Origin of the sequence: Streptomyces sp. NBC_01508 (assembly GCF_045040315.1) — a bacterium.
In the GTDB taxonomy this organism is placed as follows: Bacteria; Actinomycetota; Actinomycetes; order Streptomycetales; family Streptomycetaceae; genus Streptomyces.
The window spans coordinates 5479444-5496179 of record NZ_CP109419.1 but is presented as its reverse complement, the minus strand read 5'-3'; the positions used below and the strand labels follow the sequence as shown (position 1 = coordinate 5496179).

The 16736-nt window shown below is 71.3% G+C and carries 9 protein-coding genes; 5 read left to right on the top strand and 4 right to left on the bottom strand.

Features of this window, described 5'->3' with window-relative positions:
- From OG700_RS25570 to OG700_RS25550, 5 genes are all read left to right on the top strand, one after another.
- Window positions 1-2244: a CDP-glycerol glycerophosphotransferase family protein gene (locus tag OG700_RS25570; RefSeq protein WP_405617371.1), complete on the top strand. Its 2244-nt coding sequence runs from the start codon at window positions 1-3 to the stop codon at window positions 2242-2244.
- A gap of 390 nt (window positions 2245-2634) precedes the next feature.
- Window positions 2635-3852: a methyltransferase, FxLD system gene (gene fxlM / locus OG700_RS25565; RefSeq protein ID WP_405617370.1), complete on the top strand. Its 1218-nt coding sequence runs from the start codon at window positions 2635-2637 to the stop codon at window positions 3850-3852.
- An 85-nt stretch (window positions 3853-3937) separates the two neighbouring features.
- Window positions 3938-4153, top strand: a complete 216-nt coding sequence (locus tag OG700_RS25560; RefSeq protein ID WP_405617369.1) for a hypothetical protein — start codon at window positions 3938-3940, stop codon at window positions 4151-4153.
- 115 nt (window positions 4154-4268) lie between these two features.
- Window positions 4269-7073, top strand: coding sequence for a lantibiotic dehydratase (locus OG700_RS25555; RefSeq protein WP_405617368.1), 2805 nt, complete (start codon window positions 4269-4271; stop codon window positions 7071-7073).
- Window positions 7070-8296 (top strand): lanthionine synthetase C family protein, encoded by a 1227-nt coding sequence (locus tag OG700_RS25550; RefSeq protein ID WP_405617367.1) that lies wholly within the window; start codon window positions 7070-7072, stop codon window positions 8294-8296. Before OG700_RS25555 ends, OG700_RS25550 begins: the two co-directional genes overlap by 4 nt.
- A gap of 574 nt (window positions 8297-8870) precedes the next feature.
- On the opposite strand, the gene OG700_RS25545 is transcribed toward OG700_RS25550, so the two are convergent.
- The 4 genes from OG700_RS25545 to OG700_RS25530 form a co-directional block, all read right to left on the bottom strand.
- Complete coding sequence (locus OG700_RS25545; protein WP_405617366.1) at window positions 8871-9044, bottom strand: hypothetical protein; 174 nt, start codon at window positions 9042-9044, stop codon at window positions 8871-8873.
- Window positions 9045-9115: 71 nt separating this feature from the next.
- Window positions 9116-10285 (bottom strand): glycosyltransferase, encoded by a 1170-nt coding sequence (locus OG700_RS25540; RefSeq protein WP_405617365.1) that lies wholly within the window; start codon window positions 10283-10285, stop codon window positions 9116-9118.
- Entirely contained in the window at window positions 10282-13203 is a 2922-nt protein-coding gene (locus OG700_RS25535; RefSeq protein ID WP_405617362.1) for a CDP-glycerol glycerophosphotransferase family protein, read from the bottom strand. Before OG700_RS25535 ends, OG700_RS25540 begins: the two co-directional genes overlap by 4 nt.
- Entirely contained in the window at window positions 13200-16733 is a 3534-nt protein-coding gene (locus OG700_RS25530; RefSeq protein WP_405617360.1) for a CDP-glycerol glycerophosphotransferase family protein, read from the bottom strand. Before OG700_RS25530 ends, OG700_RS25535 begins: the two co-directional genes overlap by 4 nt.
- Window positions 16734-16736 lie beyond the last annotated feature (3 nt).

Genomic DNA, 16736 nt, shown 5'->3' with positions numbered 1-16736 from the left:
ATGGCCCGGTTCAGCATCATCGTCCCCGCGTACAAGGTCCAGGCGTACTTGCAGGAGTGTCTGCGGTCGGTGCTCGGCCAGACGTACGAGGATTTCGAACTCATCGCCGTGGACGACGGATCGCCCGACGCCTGCGGAACGATCATGGACGAAGTCGCCGCCGGCGACCCGCGCGTGATCGCCGTGCACCTCCCGCAGAACGAGGGCCTGGGCCCCGCCCGTAACGCCGGTATCGCCCGAGCCACCGGCGACTACCTGATCTTTCTCGACGGCGACGACACCCTCACCCCCGGCGCGCTCCAGACCATCGCCGACCGGCTCAAGGAGACGGACGGCCCCGACGTCCTCGTCTACGACTACGCCCGTACGTACTGGTCGGGCGAGGTCGTGCGGAACATCCTGTCCGACCTGCTGGACGAGTCCGGCCCCGCGCCCTTCCGACTCGCCGACAGGCCGGACCTGTTGAGGGTGCTGATGGTCGTGTGGAACAAGGCGTACCGCCGCGAGTACATCGAACGCCAGGGCTTCGCCTTCCCGCCCGGCTACTACGAGGACACGCCCTGGACCTTCCCCGCGCTGATGGCCGCCGACTCGATCGCGACGCTCGACCGCGTCTGCGTGCACTACCGGCAGCGGCGCCAGGGCAACATCCTGTCCACCACCAGCCGCAAGCACTTCGACATCTTCGACCAGTACGACCGGGTCTTCGCGTTCATCGACTCCCGGCCGGCCCTGGACAACTGGCGCCCCGTCCTCTTCCGGCGGATGCTCGACCACTTCTCCAAACTCGTCGCCGTTCGGGGGCGGTTGCCGCGCCGCAGCCGCCCCGAGTTCTTCCGCCGGGCCCGCGCCCACCACCGCCGCCACCGCACCCCGGGCTCCGCGCCGCTGCTGCGGGCCCGGCTGCGCCACACCCTGCTGCGGTTCGGCGCCCACCGCACGTACCGCGCCCTGTGGACGGCGCAGCGCGCGCAGATCGGCGCCCACCGGGTCGCCACAGCACTCGCGCGGGCCGTGCGCGCCGGGGCGCTGCACCTGCACTACCGGGTCCAACGGTGCCTGCCCGTACGGGAGAACAGGGCGGTCTTCGCGGCGTACGACGGCCGGGGGTACGCCTGCAACCCGGCGGCCATCGAGGAGAAGGTCCGCGAACTCGCCCCGCACATCGGCACGTCGTGGATCGGCCGCGCCGAGTACCACCACACCGTGCCCACCGGGACCCGCAAGCTGCGCCCCGGCAGCTTCGGCTACTGGACGGCGCTCGCCCGCGACAAGTACCTCGTCAACAACGTCAACTTCGACCGTCGCCTGGTCAAACGCCCGCGCCAGATCCTCCTCCAGACCCACCACGGCACCCCGCTCAAATCGATGGGCCTCGACCTCCAGGACCACCCGGCCGCCGCCCGTCGCACCGAGTTCGACCACCTCCTCGCGGGCGTCGACCAGTGGGACTTCTCCCTCTCGGCGAACCGTCACTCCACCCTCGTGTGGGAGAAGGCGTATCCGGCCGGCCACACCGCGCTCGAATACGGCTATCCCCGCAACGACGTGTTCCAGCAAGCCACTTCGGCCGACGTCGCCCGGCTGCGGGAGTCCCTGGGCATCCCCGAGGGCTTCACGGCCGTGCTGTACGCGCCCACCCAGCGCGACTACCGGCGCACCCCGTACGTCCCGCTGGACCTGGAACGCCTCGCCCAGGCGCTGGGCCCGCGCTTCGTGATCCTGACCCGCGCCCACCACACGTACGAGGCCCCGCTGCCGCACACCCCGCACCCGCGCATCATCGACGTCTCGGGCCACCACCGGGTCGAGTCGCTGTGCCTGGCCGCCGACGCGCTCATCACGGACTACTCGTCACTGATGTTCGACTACGTCAATCTGGACCGGCCCGTGGTCATCCACATCGACGACTGGGACGCCTACGAGGCCTCCCGCGGCACCTACTTCGACGTCCGGGCCTTCCCGCCGGGCGCGGTGGCGCGCGACGAGGACGACCTGATCGACATCTTCATCACGGACCACTGGCGCGGCTCACGCTCCGCCCAACTGCGGTCGGCCTTCCGGGCGCGCTTCTGCCCGTACGACGACGGCCTGGCGGCGGAGCGGGTGGTCCGCCGCGTCTTCCTGGGCGAGACGACGGGCCTGCCAGCCCCGGTCCCCCTGGAGGACCGCACACCGGCACCGTCACCGCTGTCGCTGCCGGGCCAACGGCACGGACCGCAGGTGTCGGGGGTACGGCGCTGAGGCGCGGCCCATAGGGGCACGGTGGGGGCGACCGTCCCCACCCGGCAACTGATCCGCTGTCAGAAGTGGCTGAAATCAAGGGACTTGACGCAGAGCCCGTGAACACGGAGAACATGGACGTGGCCTCCGAAGGCCAACCGAAACCGATCACACAACTACCGAACGTGGCGTTCACGACACGTACCGCAACCTTCAGGCTGCTGGCCGAGTCAGTTTCCGCAAGGCGGAGAGTCCGCGGTTGGGGCGTGCTGGAGTTCGACGCGGACTCCTCGGACGCGGGTTGGTCGTGGTTGCCACAGATGCTCGTCTTCTGCGAACGGACACCGGCTCGGTGACGAAGCGCGGCGCGCTTGAGGATGGAGGCGGCGTGACCTTGAGGATGGAGACGGCGTGACTGAGACCGGCGTGAACACGTCGACGCCCGAGGTTCTTCGCAGACGGATGGTCGCGGACCTGCGGGCGCGTGGGGCGATCACCTCGGACGAGGTGGCAGCAGCCTTCCTGGCGGTGCCGCGACACCTGTTCGCTCCCGAGGTGAGTCCGCAGGAGGTCTACAACGCGCCCGAGGGCATCTTCACCAAATACAACGACCGCGGAAAACCGGTCAGTTCGGTGTCGGCCCCCTGGCTGCAGGCCCGGATGCTGGAGGCGGCCCAGGTTGCCCGGGGCATGACCGTGCTGGAGGTCGGGTCGGGCGGGGCCAATGCGGCGCTACTGGCGGAGCTGGTGGGCGAGCAGTCCTCGGTGACCAGCGTCGACATCGATCCGGACATCACCCTTCGGGCTCGCACTCTCCTCGACAAGGCCGGCTACGGGGGAGTACGGGTCAGGCAGGCGGACGGTGCCCAGCCGCTCCCGGACGTTCCGGCGCGAGGGTTCGACCGGATTGTCGTCACCGTCGGCGCGGCGGACGTGGCGGCGGCGTGGGTGGACCAACTCGCCCCGGATGGGCGACTGTTGGTGCCGCTGCGGTTCCGTGGCCTCTCCCGTACGTTCGCGTTCGCCCGCGAGGGGAGGCATCTGCGTTCCGATACGGTCATTCGCTCCGGTTTCGTGGCCATGCAGGGCTTCAGCGCACACGCCGTACGCAGTGTTCGGTTAGCCGGCCGGGACGTGCGCCTGATCGTCGACGAGGACCAGGAAGCAGACGCTGACGCGCTCGCCGAGGCGTTCACCGGCCCGCGCCACGAGCAGTGGTCCGGCGTGGAGCTGAGTGGCCAGGAGGGACTGCTGCCGCGGCTGGAGGTGTGGCTCGCGGGTGTGATCGCGCCGTACGGGCGGCTGCGTGCCACATCGGAGACGGTCGAACGGGGTCTGGTCGGCTGGGTGCTCGGTGCGGGGATGCCCGCCGTGTGGGACGACGGCTCGCTGGCGTACCTCACGCTGCGACCGGTTCCGCGGTCGGCCTCCGAGCGCTACGAGCTGGGCGTCATCGCCCACGGACCGGGCTGCGAGCAGCTCGCCTCCCGCCTGGCCGATGCCGTCCGTCGCTTCGACCGCGAGAAGCGGGACGCCGAGCCCGTTGTACGTGCCTACCGGCCCGACGACCCCGATGTTCCCGGCGGGGTGAGCGTCGACAAGCCCAGCACGCGTCTGACGATCGACTGAAGACGCGGGCCCGTTCGACAGCGGACGGGCCCGGAATCCATGCCACCCGGCGACGAGGCCGGGGGCTTGAGCGCAGGGAGTGGAGATGGCAGCACCGGCAATCCAGGAGCATCTGCCCGGCGACATGAGCGAGGCGCCCGCAGGGCTCTCCGACATTTTCGACCTGGACCCCAGGCACCAGGACATCGGCGAACTGGGAGTCTGGCTCGGCGGCGAGGAGGACGAGCAAGAGGACGACGGTGTCACCACGGGGGACGGCTGCGGAGAGTCGCCGCCCCAGGGTCCGACGAGCGGCTGCTGACGACAGGTGGTTCTCGGGGCTGGGTACGCGCGACGCCGTACCCGGCCCGCCTCTCTACCCGGCATGCTGAGCGGACGGTGTAGTGCGTAGGCTCTTCAATCCCCACCCCGTGGCGATGGCCCGAATTGCGTTACGTCCCGTGTCCGCCTCGGCCGACGAGAACACTGGTCTGCTGGCTGAGGGTGTGCTCCTGGCCGGCCGGATTGCAGAGCCGGCTGCGAGAACCGAGCGCGGGCGCGCGACGCTCAGCGGTTATGACGTGCGGTCCCGTCTTCGTACCACTCCGCACGGGGTTTTCGCCGGCGTCGCGCCCGCCGTGCTCACCGGGTCCGCTCCCGTGTTGCGGCTGGGGAGCACTCATCGGGCCGTGACCACTCTCAGCCCCTCCTGGCTGACCGCCGTGGCTTCCCGCCTGCTCACCGAGGAGCCGGATCTGCTGCTTTCCCTCAGCCTCACCGCCGCCTCCCTGGCCGTGGAACGGGGCGGGCGGCTGGAGGTCGAATGCCCCACCGGGCAGGGAGTCAGGCTGTCCGGCGTGCGTGCCACCAAGGTCTCACGTCGACTACTGGAAGCGGGCCGCAGCGGGGCATCGGCCGCCGAACTGCTGGTGGAACTGGTCCGGCTCTACCCGGGTGCCGGGGAGCCGATGGTCCGGCGCGCCATCCTCGACATGATCGACACCGGCCTGCTGCTGACCGACCTGCTCCCTGCGGATCTGCGCGCCAACCCGCTGGAGCATCTGCTGGAAAGGCTCCCGCCCACTGCGGAGGCCCAGCCTGCCCTTGTCCGTCTCAACCGTCTGTTGAACCGGTGTGACGCTCACCCGCCCGGTGTCTCGCAGCGGCGGCGCCTGCTGGAAGAGGCGCGCGAGCTGGCCGGCCGGCTGCACGAGGCAGACCGGCCGCTGGCGGTGGACACTCTCGCCGACGCCGAGATCACCTTGCCGCCCGCAGTAGGCGAGCAGGCCGCACAAGCCGCCTCCGTCCTGTGGCGGATCGGACACCGCGCCGGCCCGCTCGCCGACTACCACCGGCGCTTTCGCACCCTCTACGGCCGCCAGCGGCTCGTACCCCTGCCCGAAGTCCTCGACTCCGTCACCGGCCTCGGTCCACCCGGCACAGGTGACGGGCTCGGCGCCAGGGAAGAGCCGGGCCAACGCCGTACCGCCGTACTGGCCCGTCTGCTCGCCGATACCCTCACCGAAGGCAGAGGCGAACTCGAGCTGCGCGAGGAGCACATCGACCAGCTCGCCAACCCATCCTCCCTGGCCCCGCCGCGCAGCGCCGAGATCCATATCCAGCTTCTGCGCGCCCCGGCCGGAGTGCGCGTCGCGGTCTGCCCCAGCACCGGATCCCAGACCGGGGGCGCCTCGCCCGGCCGGTGGCACCGCTGGCTCCCCGACCTCGTTCCCGGTGAGGAAGCCGACACCGGCAGCGGCCCGATGATCGCGGAAATCGTCTGTAGCCCCCGTACTGGCGCAGCGGGCGCCCTGGCTGCCGAGACCGGCGCCGCGCCCTGGCGCATCCCGCTCGATGTCCCCACCCGCGACGGCGACCTGCTTCTCGACGAACTCGCGGTGACCACCACCGGCACCCACCTGCACCTGTGGTCGACCCGCCATCGGCGGACGGTCCTCCCCGTGCTCTACAACCGCCTCACGCCCCGCCACCTCCCCCCGGCCGCGTACCTTCTCTATCTGCTCGGCCAGAGCGGGACCCGCCCCTGGCACCCGTGGAACTGGGCCCCGCTGGAGAACTGGCCCTACACCCCTCGGGTGCGCTACCGCGACATCCTCCTCGCCCCGGCCCGCTGGCGGTTGCCCGGCGCCCTGACCACTGCGGCAGGCGACCGCGCCGCCTTTACGAAGCAGCTCGCCAGCTGGCTGAACGGCACCCGCCCCCTGCCCCCGCCCGTACTCGTCGCTGAGGAAGCCGACCGCCGCCTCCCCCTCGACCTGCGCGAGGAGAATCACCGCGAGCTGCTGCGTCGCAGCATCCACCGCGGTACCCAGTTTCTCGCCGAACCCTTCGCCACACCCGAGGAGTTGGCAGTGGTGGACGGCCCGGACGGTCAGTGCCACATGATCGACCTCGTGGTCCCCCTCACACGGCACCACGAGCCTCGCCCCACACCGGCGGACCCGCGGAAGGCGCCACGAGCGCCGGGCACCGGCGTCCACCTGCCCGGCAGCAGTTGGCTCTCCGCCACCCTGAGCGCACCCGCCCGCCTCCACGACACCGTCCTCACCGCGCTCACCCCGCTGCTCACCGATCTCCCCGACGACGTGGAGCGCTGGTTCTGGCTGCGATACACCACCCCCTCCCTCGGCCCCCACCTGCGGGTACGCATTTACGCCACCCCGCACACCCTCACCACCGAAATTCAGCCCCAACTCAGCCGTCTCGCCGAGTACTTGCAGGATTTGCGTATCCTGCGGCCGGGCGCACTGCGGCTGGAGCCGTACGAGCAGGAGATCGAGCGCTACGGCGGCCCCCAGGCCATGCCCCTGGCTGAGGGAGTCTTCTGCGCCGACAGCCGCGTCGCCCTGGCCGCCCTCTCCCGCTCCGAGGACCAGCGACTCCTGAACGCCGCCGCAGGCGCCGCCGACATCGCCCGCACACTTGCCCCCGAAGAACCCCGCTCGGCCCTGGGGCCCGGCCGCCTCACACCGGGTCAGCGCCGCCATCGCGACGCCCTGCGCCCCCGCCTCGCCGACGACCTCGTACCCGACCACCTGAAGGCGGCCCACGCCGCACGCCACGAAACGCTCCTCGCTTACCGCAAGGTGCTCGCCCAGGAGTTCGCCGCACGGTGCGCCGGCGACATCATCCACCTGCACGCCAACCGCATGCTCGGCACCGATCCCGGACTCGAACGGATCACGCGCACCCTGGCCGCCGACCTGCTCCACCGCCCGTGAGCGCCACCCTGCGCACCCGGGCCGCAGAGACGGCGCTGAACATCGCCCGCGAACTGCGCGACCCCGAGGTCGTCACCACCGCACTGTCCGAACGTGCCGCCCCTACCCTGTGCTACGGGCTCGCCGGCACCGCCCTCCTCCACGCCTGCCTCGCCGACGCCGGGCCCAGCTCCGCGGCCACCGCCGCAGCCCACTGGAAGGCAGCCGGACGTCTGCTCGGCACCGCACCTCCTGACGGCATCCACACCGGCCCCGGCGCCGTCGCCGCCTCCCTGATCATCGGTACCGGCTACCTGTCACCACACGACCCTCACCACGACCTGCTGCCCAGTGCCACCGCCTGGCTCTGTGCGCGCGCCACCGCACTGGCCCAGCATCACCATCAGCGTGCCGAGAAACAGCAGGGCACGCCCTGGATGGTGTACGACGCCATCAAAGGGCTCACCGGCATCGGCCGCGTCCTCCTCGCCGCGTACACCCGAGGCCGCTGCGGCGACGCCGAACCCGGCCTGCGTGCCGCCCTGGACGCGCTCATCCACATGATCCTCACTCCTCTCGGAACCCGTCCGGGCTGGTGGCTCCCCCCATGCCTCCACCCGCCGACTGTCAAGGTCCCGGTCACCGGCGCCGCCACCACCGGTCTCGCTCATGGCATCGCAGGCCCTCTCGCCCTCCTCTCAGCCGCGCATCAGGCCGGCTACACCGTGCCGGGACAGACTGACGCCATCCGCGTCGCGGGCGAATGGCTTGTCAACTGGCAGACCCCGAGCCGCACATGGCCACCGCGTGTCAGCGGAGCGGCCCTCGACAGCCAGGACAGGACCACCGGCCATACCGAAGGGCGCACCACGGCTTGGTGCTACGGAACACCCGGCATCGCCACCGCCCTCCGCAGCGCCGGGCACGCCATCGGCGAAGCGGTCTTCCGTCACACCGCCGACGAGGCCATGACCGCACTCGCCACGCGAAAGCCGGACGAGTGGGACACCGAAGGAACCGCCCTCTGCCACGGCACCGCCGGCATCCTCCAGGCGGCCCGCAGCCTCCGCCACCTGAGCCTGACGGACCACGCCACTGACACCACATTGGCCCACGCTCCGCTCACCGGACCACAAGGCTTTCTCACCGGCAGAGCCGGAACCGCCCTCGCTCTGGCCGACTACGCGGGCCTGCTCCCCGGCGGCGTCGCTGACACGTGGGACAGTCTCCTCCTGCTGTCCTAGGTGTTCTGTCCATGGAGGTCGCCACAACCCCCACCACCAGGCGACAGCCAGCAAGACGACCTGAAACAAAGCCCCACCGCGTGGAGCACGATGGGGCAACCTGTCGAACTCCCAAGATTCGAGGATGAGCGGCCGGGTGCCTTCCTTGGGCATGTGCCCCTTCAACCACTGATGAACGAAAGGTGCCCGGTACTTGAGTGGCGTCCCTCGCTCGGTCCCCATGCGGTTGACCGTCTGGGCGAGCTGACGCAGCGTCCACCCGCTCTCGCGGTACAGCCACTCAAGCGCAGTGTTCGGCTCCGGTGTGCCCCCTCGCCCCAACTCCCCCTAAGCGCAGCTCTTGAAGCTCTTAGGTCGTGTCGCTGTAACCACAGTAGCGCTGTCAGTAGCGGTCCAGTTGCCTAGAGCGAGGACGTCGACCGGATCACTCAATGAGAGGGGCACGACAGTGACAACGATCGCGGAAACACCGACCGCTGAGACAGTGCCGGCCACACCCCGACGGCTGTGGTTGGACCTGACCCGAAAGTGCCAACGGGCGAACATCACCAAGGCCGTGCGGCTTGGCATCCCCCTACGCGTCGGGGTCATCGTCGGCGACGAGACGCAGCGAGCGGCCGAGGCGCGGCGCGAACTCGCGGCCCTGGGTGTGACTCGCGTGCGTGTGGATCACGTTCGGCCCTTCGGACGGGGTGGTCAGGACAAGGCGCCGGACATGGCCGAGCTGTGCGGAAGCCCGACGCGGCATGGCTCACATCCATGGTCACGGCGGCGGAATCCTGGGCCGGGCACCGTGGCGTGACAGCGGTCTGAGAGGCCCTACCGGTCCAGCAGCGCGAACAACTCGTGCCAGCGGCGCAGGATCTCGTCCTGCGAGTACCGCTGGACGTTCACCCGCGCCCGGTCCCCCAGTGTGTCCCGCAGCCGGGGGTTCCCCGTGAGCCGTAGCAGCCGGTCGGCCAGGGCGTCCGTGTCGCCCGGTGGGGCCAGGAGGCCGTCCTCGCCGTCCGTGATGATCTCGCGGACGCCCGGCGCGCAGTCGAACGCCGCGCACGGGACCGCGCTCGCCATCGCTTCCATCAGGGCCAGCGGGAATCCTTCACCGCGTGAGGACTGGACGAAGACCGAGCTGGCGGCCAGCGCGCCCGCGACGTCGTCGGTGCGGCCCATCCACTCGACCGAGCCGTCAAGTCCGAGCGCCGTGCACTGCTTCTTCAGTGCGGCGGCGTCCTGGCCGGCGCCGTAGATCCGCAGGCGCCAGTCGGGCCGCTGCCCGGCCACCGAGGCCCAGGTCTCCAGGAGCAGGTCGATGCCCTTCTGGTCGTCCAGCCTGCCGATGCTGGCGACGGTCTTCTCCGTGCGGGGGGAGGGCAGTTCGGGCAGTGAGCCGAGCGCGTTCGGGAGGGCGCCGACGTTGTCGAAGCCTTCGGCGATCCAGGCGTCCGCGTCCTCCTGGGTGAGGGTGAGCCAGCGGTCGACGTGCGGATAGCTGTTCTTGATCCAGCGGAAGCGGTGGCAGCGCTTGCTGTACTCGTACGACTCGTGGCTCATCCCGATCAGCCGCAGACCTGTGGTGTCGGCCTCCAGGACCCACTCCATCGGCCACACCTGGGTGACGATCACCAGCGCGCCGGGACCGGCCGCCCGGAAGATCTCCGAGAGCCGGGCGACGGCCCGCCGTCGGTCCGCGACCCTGGCCGACTCGCGGCGGCGGGCGGCGAGGTCGAAGAAGGAGAGCGGGGAGCGCGGGCGCCAAGGGGTGGGCGGGTGGGTGGGGTAGAGCGCCGTCACCGGGTAGGCCGGCGGCTCGGGGAGCGTGAGTTTCAGTTCGGCCTCGTGGATGCCGACTACCTGGACGCGGTGGCCGTGGGCGCCGAAGAGGCGGGCCATCTGATGGGTCCAGGCGGTGACGCCGCCCAGGACGTCGGTGGCGTTGGCGAGGAGGATCAGCTCGCGGGGCTCGGTGGCGGCGAGCGCGGTCTCGGTCACCGGCGGGTCGTCCTTCCTGCGAGGAGTACGTCCACGGCGGTACGGGCGGCCTGGCCGCTGTCGTAGCCGCCGAACCTCTCGGCGAAGCGGGCGCGGTCCGCCCGGTGCGCGGCGTCGGCCTTCTTCAATTCGCCCATCATCGACAACAGTTCGTCCTGCGACTCGACCACGGGTCCGGGGGCCTCGGCCCGCAGGTCGAAGTAGCCGCCGCGCTGAGCCACGTACGCGTCCAGGTCCGGTGCGAAGAAGACCATCGGCCGGTCCAGCAGGGCGTAGTCGAACATGATCGACGAGTAGTCCGTGATCAACGCGTCGGCCAGGCAGAGCAGTTCACTGACGTCGTGGTGGCCGGACACGTCGATCACCGTGCCGGGCGGGCAGACCGGCAGGACGGCGGACTCCAGATAGTGGGCGCGTACGAGCAGGACGTACTCGTCACCGAACCGTTCCGCGAACTGCCTTACGTCCAGCGGCAGTCGCGTCGTCCGGCCCTTCTTCGGCATCCCACGGAAGGTCGGCGCGTAGAGCACCACCTGCCGGTGGTCGGGGATGCCGAGTTCGGCCGCGAGCGCCGGACGCGGGAAGCGCCCCCGGCTCTCGTCGGTGGCGCGCGCCCGCACGAGGCGGTCGTTGCGCGGATAGCCGCACCGCACCAGGGACGTGGCGGGCTGCCGGTAGTCGCGCGCCAGGGTCGCCACGTCGTGCTCGGACCGTACGAGGAAGTGGTCGAACCGCCCGAGCGCGGCGCTCAACTTCGCCCGCTCGGGGGCGTTCTGCGCCTTGATCCGGCTCTCGGCGAAGCCCATGCGCTTGTACGCGGAGCCGTGCCAGGTCTGAAGGTAGGTGGTGCCGGGGGGCTTCCTCAGGTCGAGCGGGAAGCCCTGGTTGTCGACCCAGTACTGGGCGCGGGCCAACGCCCACAGGTAGCGCCAGGACAGCCGCCGCACCAGCCGCACGTCCGCCGGGAAGCCGTCCGTCGAGGACGCGTACGACCAGGTGGAGCGCAGCCCGCGCCGGCCCTGCTCGCGCAGTTCCTCGTGGATGGCGCGCGGGCTGTCGCCGTAGCACTTGCCCATGTGGCTCTCGAAGACCACCGAGCCCTTACGGGTGGGGAGTCGGACCAGCAGCCGGTTGTAGACGCGCGTCTTGACGGAGCGGGCGGAGAGCCGGTCGAAGCGCCGGCGTACCGCCTTGGCCAGCCGCTTCGCCTTGCGGGCCGGACGGAAGTGGGTGAGGTAGTGGACGGCCGCCGCCGCGAGGCGTCCGGGGCGCCGGCGCGCCGTCAGTTGCAGCGCGAGGTGGTGCTTCACCGTGACATACGGCTGCCAGGTGTCGCCGAACAGCCTTCCCAGGCGCGGGCGCGCCGGGTGGCTGCCCGCCGCGTCGACGCGGTCCCGCTCCAGGAAGAGCGGGCCGGTGGTGGTGCCGGTGGGGGTGTGCAGGGCGAGGCGGGGGTCGCACACGCGCTCCCGCGCGCCGCCGACGCGCAGCAGCGCGCCGATCTCGACGGTGGTACGCCAGTGGACGGCGTCGGCCTCGCGCCACACCTCGTCCACGGGCGTACGGAAGACGAGCCGGCCGTCGCTGCCGCGTGCCACGAACTCCAGGGTGGCCGTCAACGGGGCGCCAGTTGGCAGTAGTTGCAGTGGCGCGGGGAGCCGCCCTTCGAGGACGAGCCGGTCACCCTCCTGCCCGCAGTGGGTGAGGTGGTTGAGCAACGGGGTGTCGGTCAGCGGCCGGTACTGGTGGCCCAGCTCCGTGACGTCGAGCGCCTCCCGCGCCCGCGGGTCGTCGGGCAGCTCCGGGCGCCAGTACACCCTGCCGTCCCGCTCGGTGAGCGCCGTGGCGACGGCACCGGGTTTGCCGAGCGCGTAGCCGGCGGCCAGTACGCCGTCCGCGTCGCCGTCGGCGAGGAGTTGGAGGCAGACCCGCTCCAGGGGCGGCAGGCCGAGCCGTAGGTCCGGGGCGGTGCGGGCGGCGGGCAGTGCGGCGACGAGGGCGGCGGCGCGGGTCCGGGTGTCCGCGTCCAGTTTGGGGAACTGCCGTGCCAAGGCGATGAGTTGGTCGGCGAGGAAGATACGGTCACGGGCCTCGCACAGCGCCGTACGGCCCTGGAGCGTGAGCAGTTCGGCGACCCGTACGTGCGCGGCCAGCCGGCCTTCCAGGGTGGCGGCGGGGTCGTCGGGTGCCCGGCCGCCGACGATCAGGTTGGGGACGAGCGCGATCCGGCGCGCGGCGGTGGCGGCTTCGGCGCCGAACAGCATCTCGCCTCGGTCCAGATCCTCGGCGTAGCGCAGCCCTGTCCGTTCCAGGAGGGCGGTGCGCACACAGAAGCCGGTCACCAGTGCGTCGGCGGTGAGGAGTTCGGGAGCCCCGGCCGGGTTGTCGAAGGTGTGCTCGTCGAGCGCGTGCTGGTCGAAGGTGTGCTCGTCGAGCGTACGGGAGCGCGCGTACAGCTCGCTCCCGACGAGCCGGGCCGGGGGCTGTTCCTTGGCGCGGCGGCCCGCGCGCCGGGTCCACCGCCCGGCGACGAGTTCGGCGCCGGAGCGTTCGGCCGCCTCCCACAGATTGCGGCAGGCGTCCGGCTGGAGCCGTTCGCCCTCGCCGAGCACCAGGACGTACCGGCCGCGCGCCTGGTCGAGGCCGTGGTTGCGCAGCACGGCGGTGGTGGGCGCCTCGGCGCCCGAAGTGGCGATCCTGACGCGCGCCGGGTCGAGTGCGGCGAGTTCGTCGGCCACGGCGCGTACGTCCTCGGCGGCGGATTCGTCGTCGGCCGTCAGCCCCGGCGCACTCAGGCCGAGCACCACCACCGCCTCGGTGGCGCGCATGGTCTGCGCCACGACGGACTCGACGGACCTGCGCAGCGACTGGGGGTCCGCTCCACCGATGACGACACAGCTGATCTCGACCGCGCTCATGCGCCGCCCCCCACGGGCATCAGGTCCGCGACGCGGGCGGCGGCTGTGCCGTCGTCCAGATCGCAGAACGTCTCCCGGAATCGGTCGTACGCGGGGGTGGGCACCGGGGATCTCGGCGCCCGCAGGGCCGCCACGAGCGCGTCGGTGTCGGCGACGACGGGTCCGGGCGCCGCCGGCTCGAAGTCGAAGTAGAAGCCGCGCAGTGTGTCCCGGTAGTGCTCCAGGTCGTACGCGTGGAAGTACATCGGCCGGCCCGTCTGCGCGAAGTCGAACATCAGCGACGAGTAGTCGGTGACCAGGGCGTCGCTGATCAGCATCAGCTCGGCGACGTCGGGGTGGCGGGACACGTCCCGTACGAAGTCGGCCGCGCCGCGCCCGGCGCCCGGGATCGCGCCCCCGACGAGATAGTGACGGCGTACGAGCAGGACATGGTCGTCCGCCAACTCCTCTGCGGCGCGCGCCAGATCGAGTCGGAGGTCGAGCCCGTACCTGCCGCCTTTCTTGGGCTGGTCCTCACGCCAGGTCGGCGCGTAGAGGATCACCCGCCTGCCCTCCGGGATGTCCAGTCTCTCGCGCAGCGCGTCGGCGACCTTTCCCCGGTCGGGGGCGTGCAGCAGGTCGTTGCGCGGATAGCCGGACTCCAGGACCGGGCCCTCGTATCCGAAGGCGCGGCGCATGATCGGGGTGGAGAAGCTGTTGGGCGAGACGAGCACGCTCCACTGCGCGGCCCGGCGCGGCAGGGTCGCGATGTACGCCTCGTCGGCGTGGGCGCTGCCCGAGAGGTCGCGGCCGATGCGCTTGAGCGGGGTGCCGTGCCAGGTCTGGACGACGTACTGGCCGTCCGCCCGCTCGAACCACTCGGGCAGATGTGTGTTGCTGACGACGCATCGGCTGCGGGCCAGCGCCTCGTGCCAGTCGGCGCTGTGGAGTTCGACGGCGCGCACGCCGCGCGGCAGGGTCACCTGCCGGTCGCGTACGACCCACAGGTGCTCCACCGGGGCCTGCCTGCGCACCAGTTCCTCGTGGACGGCGCGCGGCGAGTCGGAGTACTGGCGGCCGTCGAAGCTGTTGTAGAGCACGGCGTCGCGCAACGGCCCGGCGGTGCGGGCGGTCGCGTAGAGGCGGCGCAGGCGCTGTTGCCGGTAGGCGCCGCGGTCCTGTTCCGCCAGTACGGAGCCGGAGTGCAGCTGGAGCAGATCCTGGTGGTGCCGGTCCAGGGTGAACTCGCGTCCGTCCAGCATCCGTACGAGCGGCAGTGTGTGGTGCCGCGAGGGCCGGATCCGTACGGCGGTGTAGCGCTCCGGGTCGCTCTCCCCCGGCTCGCGGACATACAACAGCCAGCGCCCCTCGGCCAGTTGGTGTACGCCGTGGAGTCCTTCGACGGCGCCGGGCCGCAGCACCGTACGGAACCGGCCGTCCGGGAGCGTGTCGACGGCGAAGACGTTCTCCTCGCGGTGGCCGCTGTGGCGCACCACCAACTCGACCGCACACACGGGGGGTTGGCTGCCGGCCAGGATCAGTTCACCGTCCGCCGTCCAGTCGAGCGTGTCGACCACGGGCTGCTCGGTCTGGTCACTGAGGACCAGATCGCCCGCCGCGTTGACGGTGACGTACAACTCGCGTCCGGCGCCGAGGCCGTAGTGTCCGGGCCCGCCCGTGTCGCGGGCCGCGACGGCGAAACGGCTGCCGTCGGCGCGGACGAGGTGGACGCCCCAGGGCACGGTGGCCCGCCGCCGCTCCGTGTGGTCATCGAAGACGGCCAGCGGGACGTCGGCGGTGAACGTGCCGTCCACGAGCCGCAGCGGGACCTCGTGGACGGCTTTGGTGTACCAGTTCTGGACGGCCAGCGCGCTGGGCGGAGGGCCGCCGGTGGGGCCGCCGGCAGGGTGGAGCAGTCCCTCGATCCGTACGGCGTCGGTGGCGCCTTCGGTCCCCAAGTGGCGGCAAAGCAGGGCGCGTACGGGCTCCACGCGCAGTTCGAGCTTGTTGCCGCAGAGCGCGGGCACGACGCGCGTGGTGTCGTCCACGTAGTGCACGGCCGGTACGGCGGGTGCCGCGGCCGAGCCGGTGAGCCGCAGCGGCGCCCGGCGCAGCCGGCCCGCTCCGAACACCCCCATCTCCAGCTTCCAGACGGTGCGGCTCGCAGCGGAGCTGTGTGCCTTCGCCAGGCGGCGCGGGTCGACCACGGTCTCGAAGCCGGCCCAGTCGTAGACGTGCAGGCCCTGCTTCGACTCGTACGTCGCCGCCGGCATCCGTACGGTGCGCGTCCGCAGCGGCAGCACGCGCCGCTTCCCGGCCCGCAGCCAGGCCGTCTTGATGGATTTGCGGCGCGCGTCGGCCGGCACGTTGCGTACGTACGCGTAGCCCCTGAGGTGCAGTCGCCCGTCGCGCCATACCGCCTCGGTGAGATGCGAGGTCACCGGCAGTTCCTTGGGCTTGAGGGTGGCGACGGCCCGGGGCAGACCGCCGGTGAGCACCGGGTACTCGGCGCGGGACCTGCGCAGTCCACGGACGCCGAAGGCCCCGGGGTCGGCCTTCTCGTGGGCCAGCAGCGCGAGGAGTTCGGGCATCCGGCGTTCCCGGATCAGATGCCACTTGACGCGCAGATGCAGCGGCAGGGCGTCGAAGACGCTCTGGTCGACGGTGGCGGCGAATGTGTTGGCGTGGTCGAGGAAGGCGGTGTGGAAGTCGGCGCCGCCGGCGGGCAGCGCCTCGATGAAGAGCCACAGATCGCCGGAGAGCACATGCTGGTGGTAGCGGCGCAGCGCGTCGGCCCAGTCGGTGTCACCCGCACCCGAACTCCGCTGCGCGACAAGGAAGTCGGCGACCGTCGACACGGCGGTGACCCGGTCCCTGATCCCCTTCGGTACGGCGCGCTTCGCGGTGATCGAACCGTCCCTGGTCCGCCAGTGGTAGACGGGGCCCGCCAGCACGTCCACCGCGCCCGCCAGGAAGTACGCGGGCAGCACCACCGCGATGTCCTCGTACAGCACCCCGGACGGAAAGGCGAAGGAGTGGCGGTCCCAGAAGGCCTTCCGGAAGACCTTGTTGCAGGCGATACGGTCCCCGAGCAGCACCCAGTCGCGGGTGACCCGGGTCCCGGAGCGCTCCGTCGCCATCGGCTTGCGGAACATCGGCGCCTGTGTCAGGGCGCCGCCGGGGCCGAGCCTGAGCACGTTGCCGGTCGCGAAGTCGGAGCCCGACGCGTCGAGCGCCGCGAGCATCCGCTCGTACGCGTCGTCCGGTACGACGTCGTCACTGTCGACGAAGGCGATGAACTCCCCCCGGGCGTGCCGGACTCCGGTGTTGCGCGCGGCGCCGAGCCCGGCGTTCTCCTGCTCGACCAGCCGGAAGCGCTCGTCCCGTTCGGCGAACCGTCTCGCGATGCGTGCGCTCCCGTCCGTGGAACCGTCGTTCACCATGACGATCTCGGAGTCGGCCATGGTCTGTCCGGCCAGTGAGCGTAGGCAGCCGTCGAGATACTCCTCCACGTTGTAGATGGGCACGACGACGGTGAGGCGGGGGGTCATGCG

Excerpts from the sequence above, each read along its gene's own strand:
- OG700_RS25560 (WP_405617369.1), top strand. The coding sequence starts at position 3,938 with ATGGCAGCACCGGCAATCCAGGAGCATCTGCCCGGCGACATGAGCGAG.
- OG700_RS25530 (WP_405617360.1), bottom strand. The coding sequence starts at position 16,733 with ATGACCCCCCGCCTCACCGTCGTCGTGCCCATCTACAACGTGGAGGAG.
- OG700_RS25535 (WP_405617362.1), bottom strand. The coding sequence starts at position 13,203 with ATGAGCGCGGTCGAGATCAGCTGTGTCGTCATCGGTGGAGCGGACCCC.
- OG700_RS25570 (WP_405617371.1), top strand. The coding sequence starts at position 1 with ATGGCCCGGTTCAGCATCATCGTCCCCGCGTACAAGGTCCAGGCGTAC.
- OG700_RS25555 (WP_405617368.1), top strand. The coding sequence starts at position 4,269 with ATGGCCCGAATTGCGTTACGTCCCGTGTCCGCCTCGGCCGACGAGAAC.
- OG700_RS25545 (WP_405617366.1), bottom strand. The coding sequence starts at position 9,044 with ATGCCGCGTCGGGCTTCCGCACAGCTCGGCCATGTCCGGCGCCTTGTC.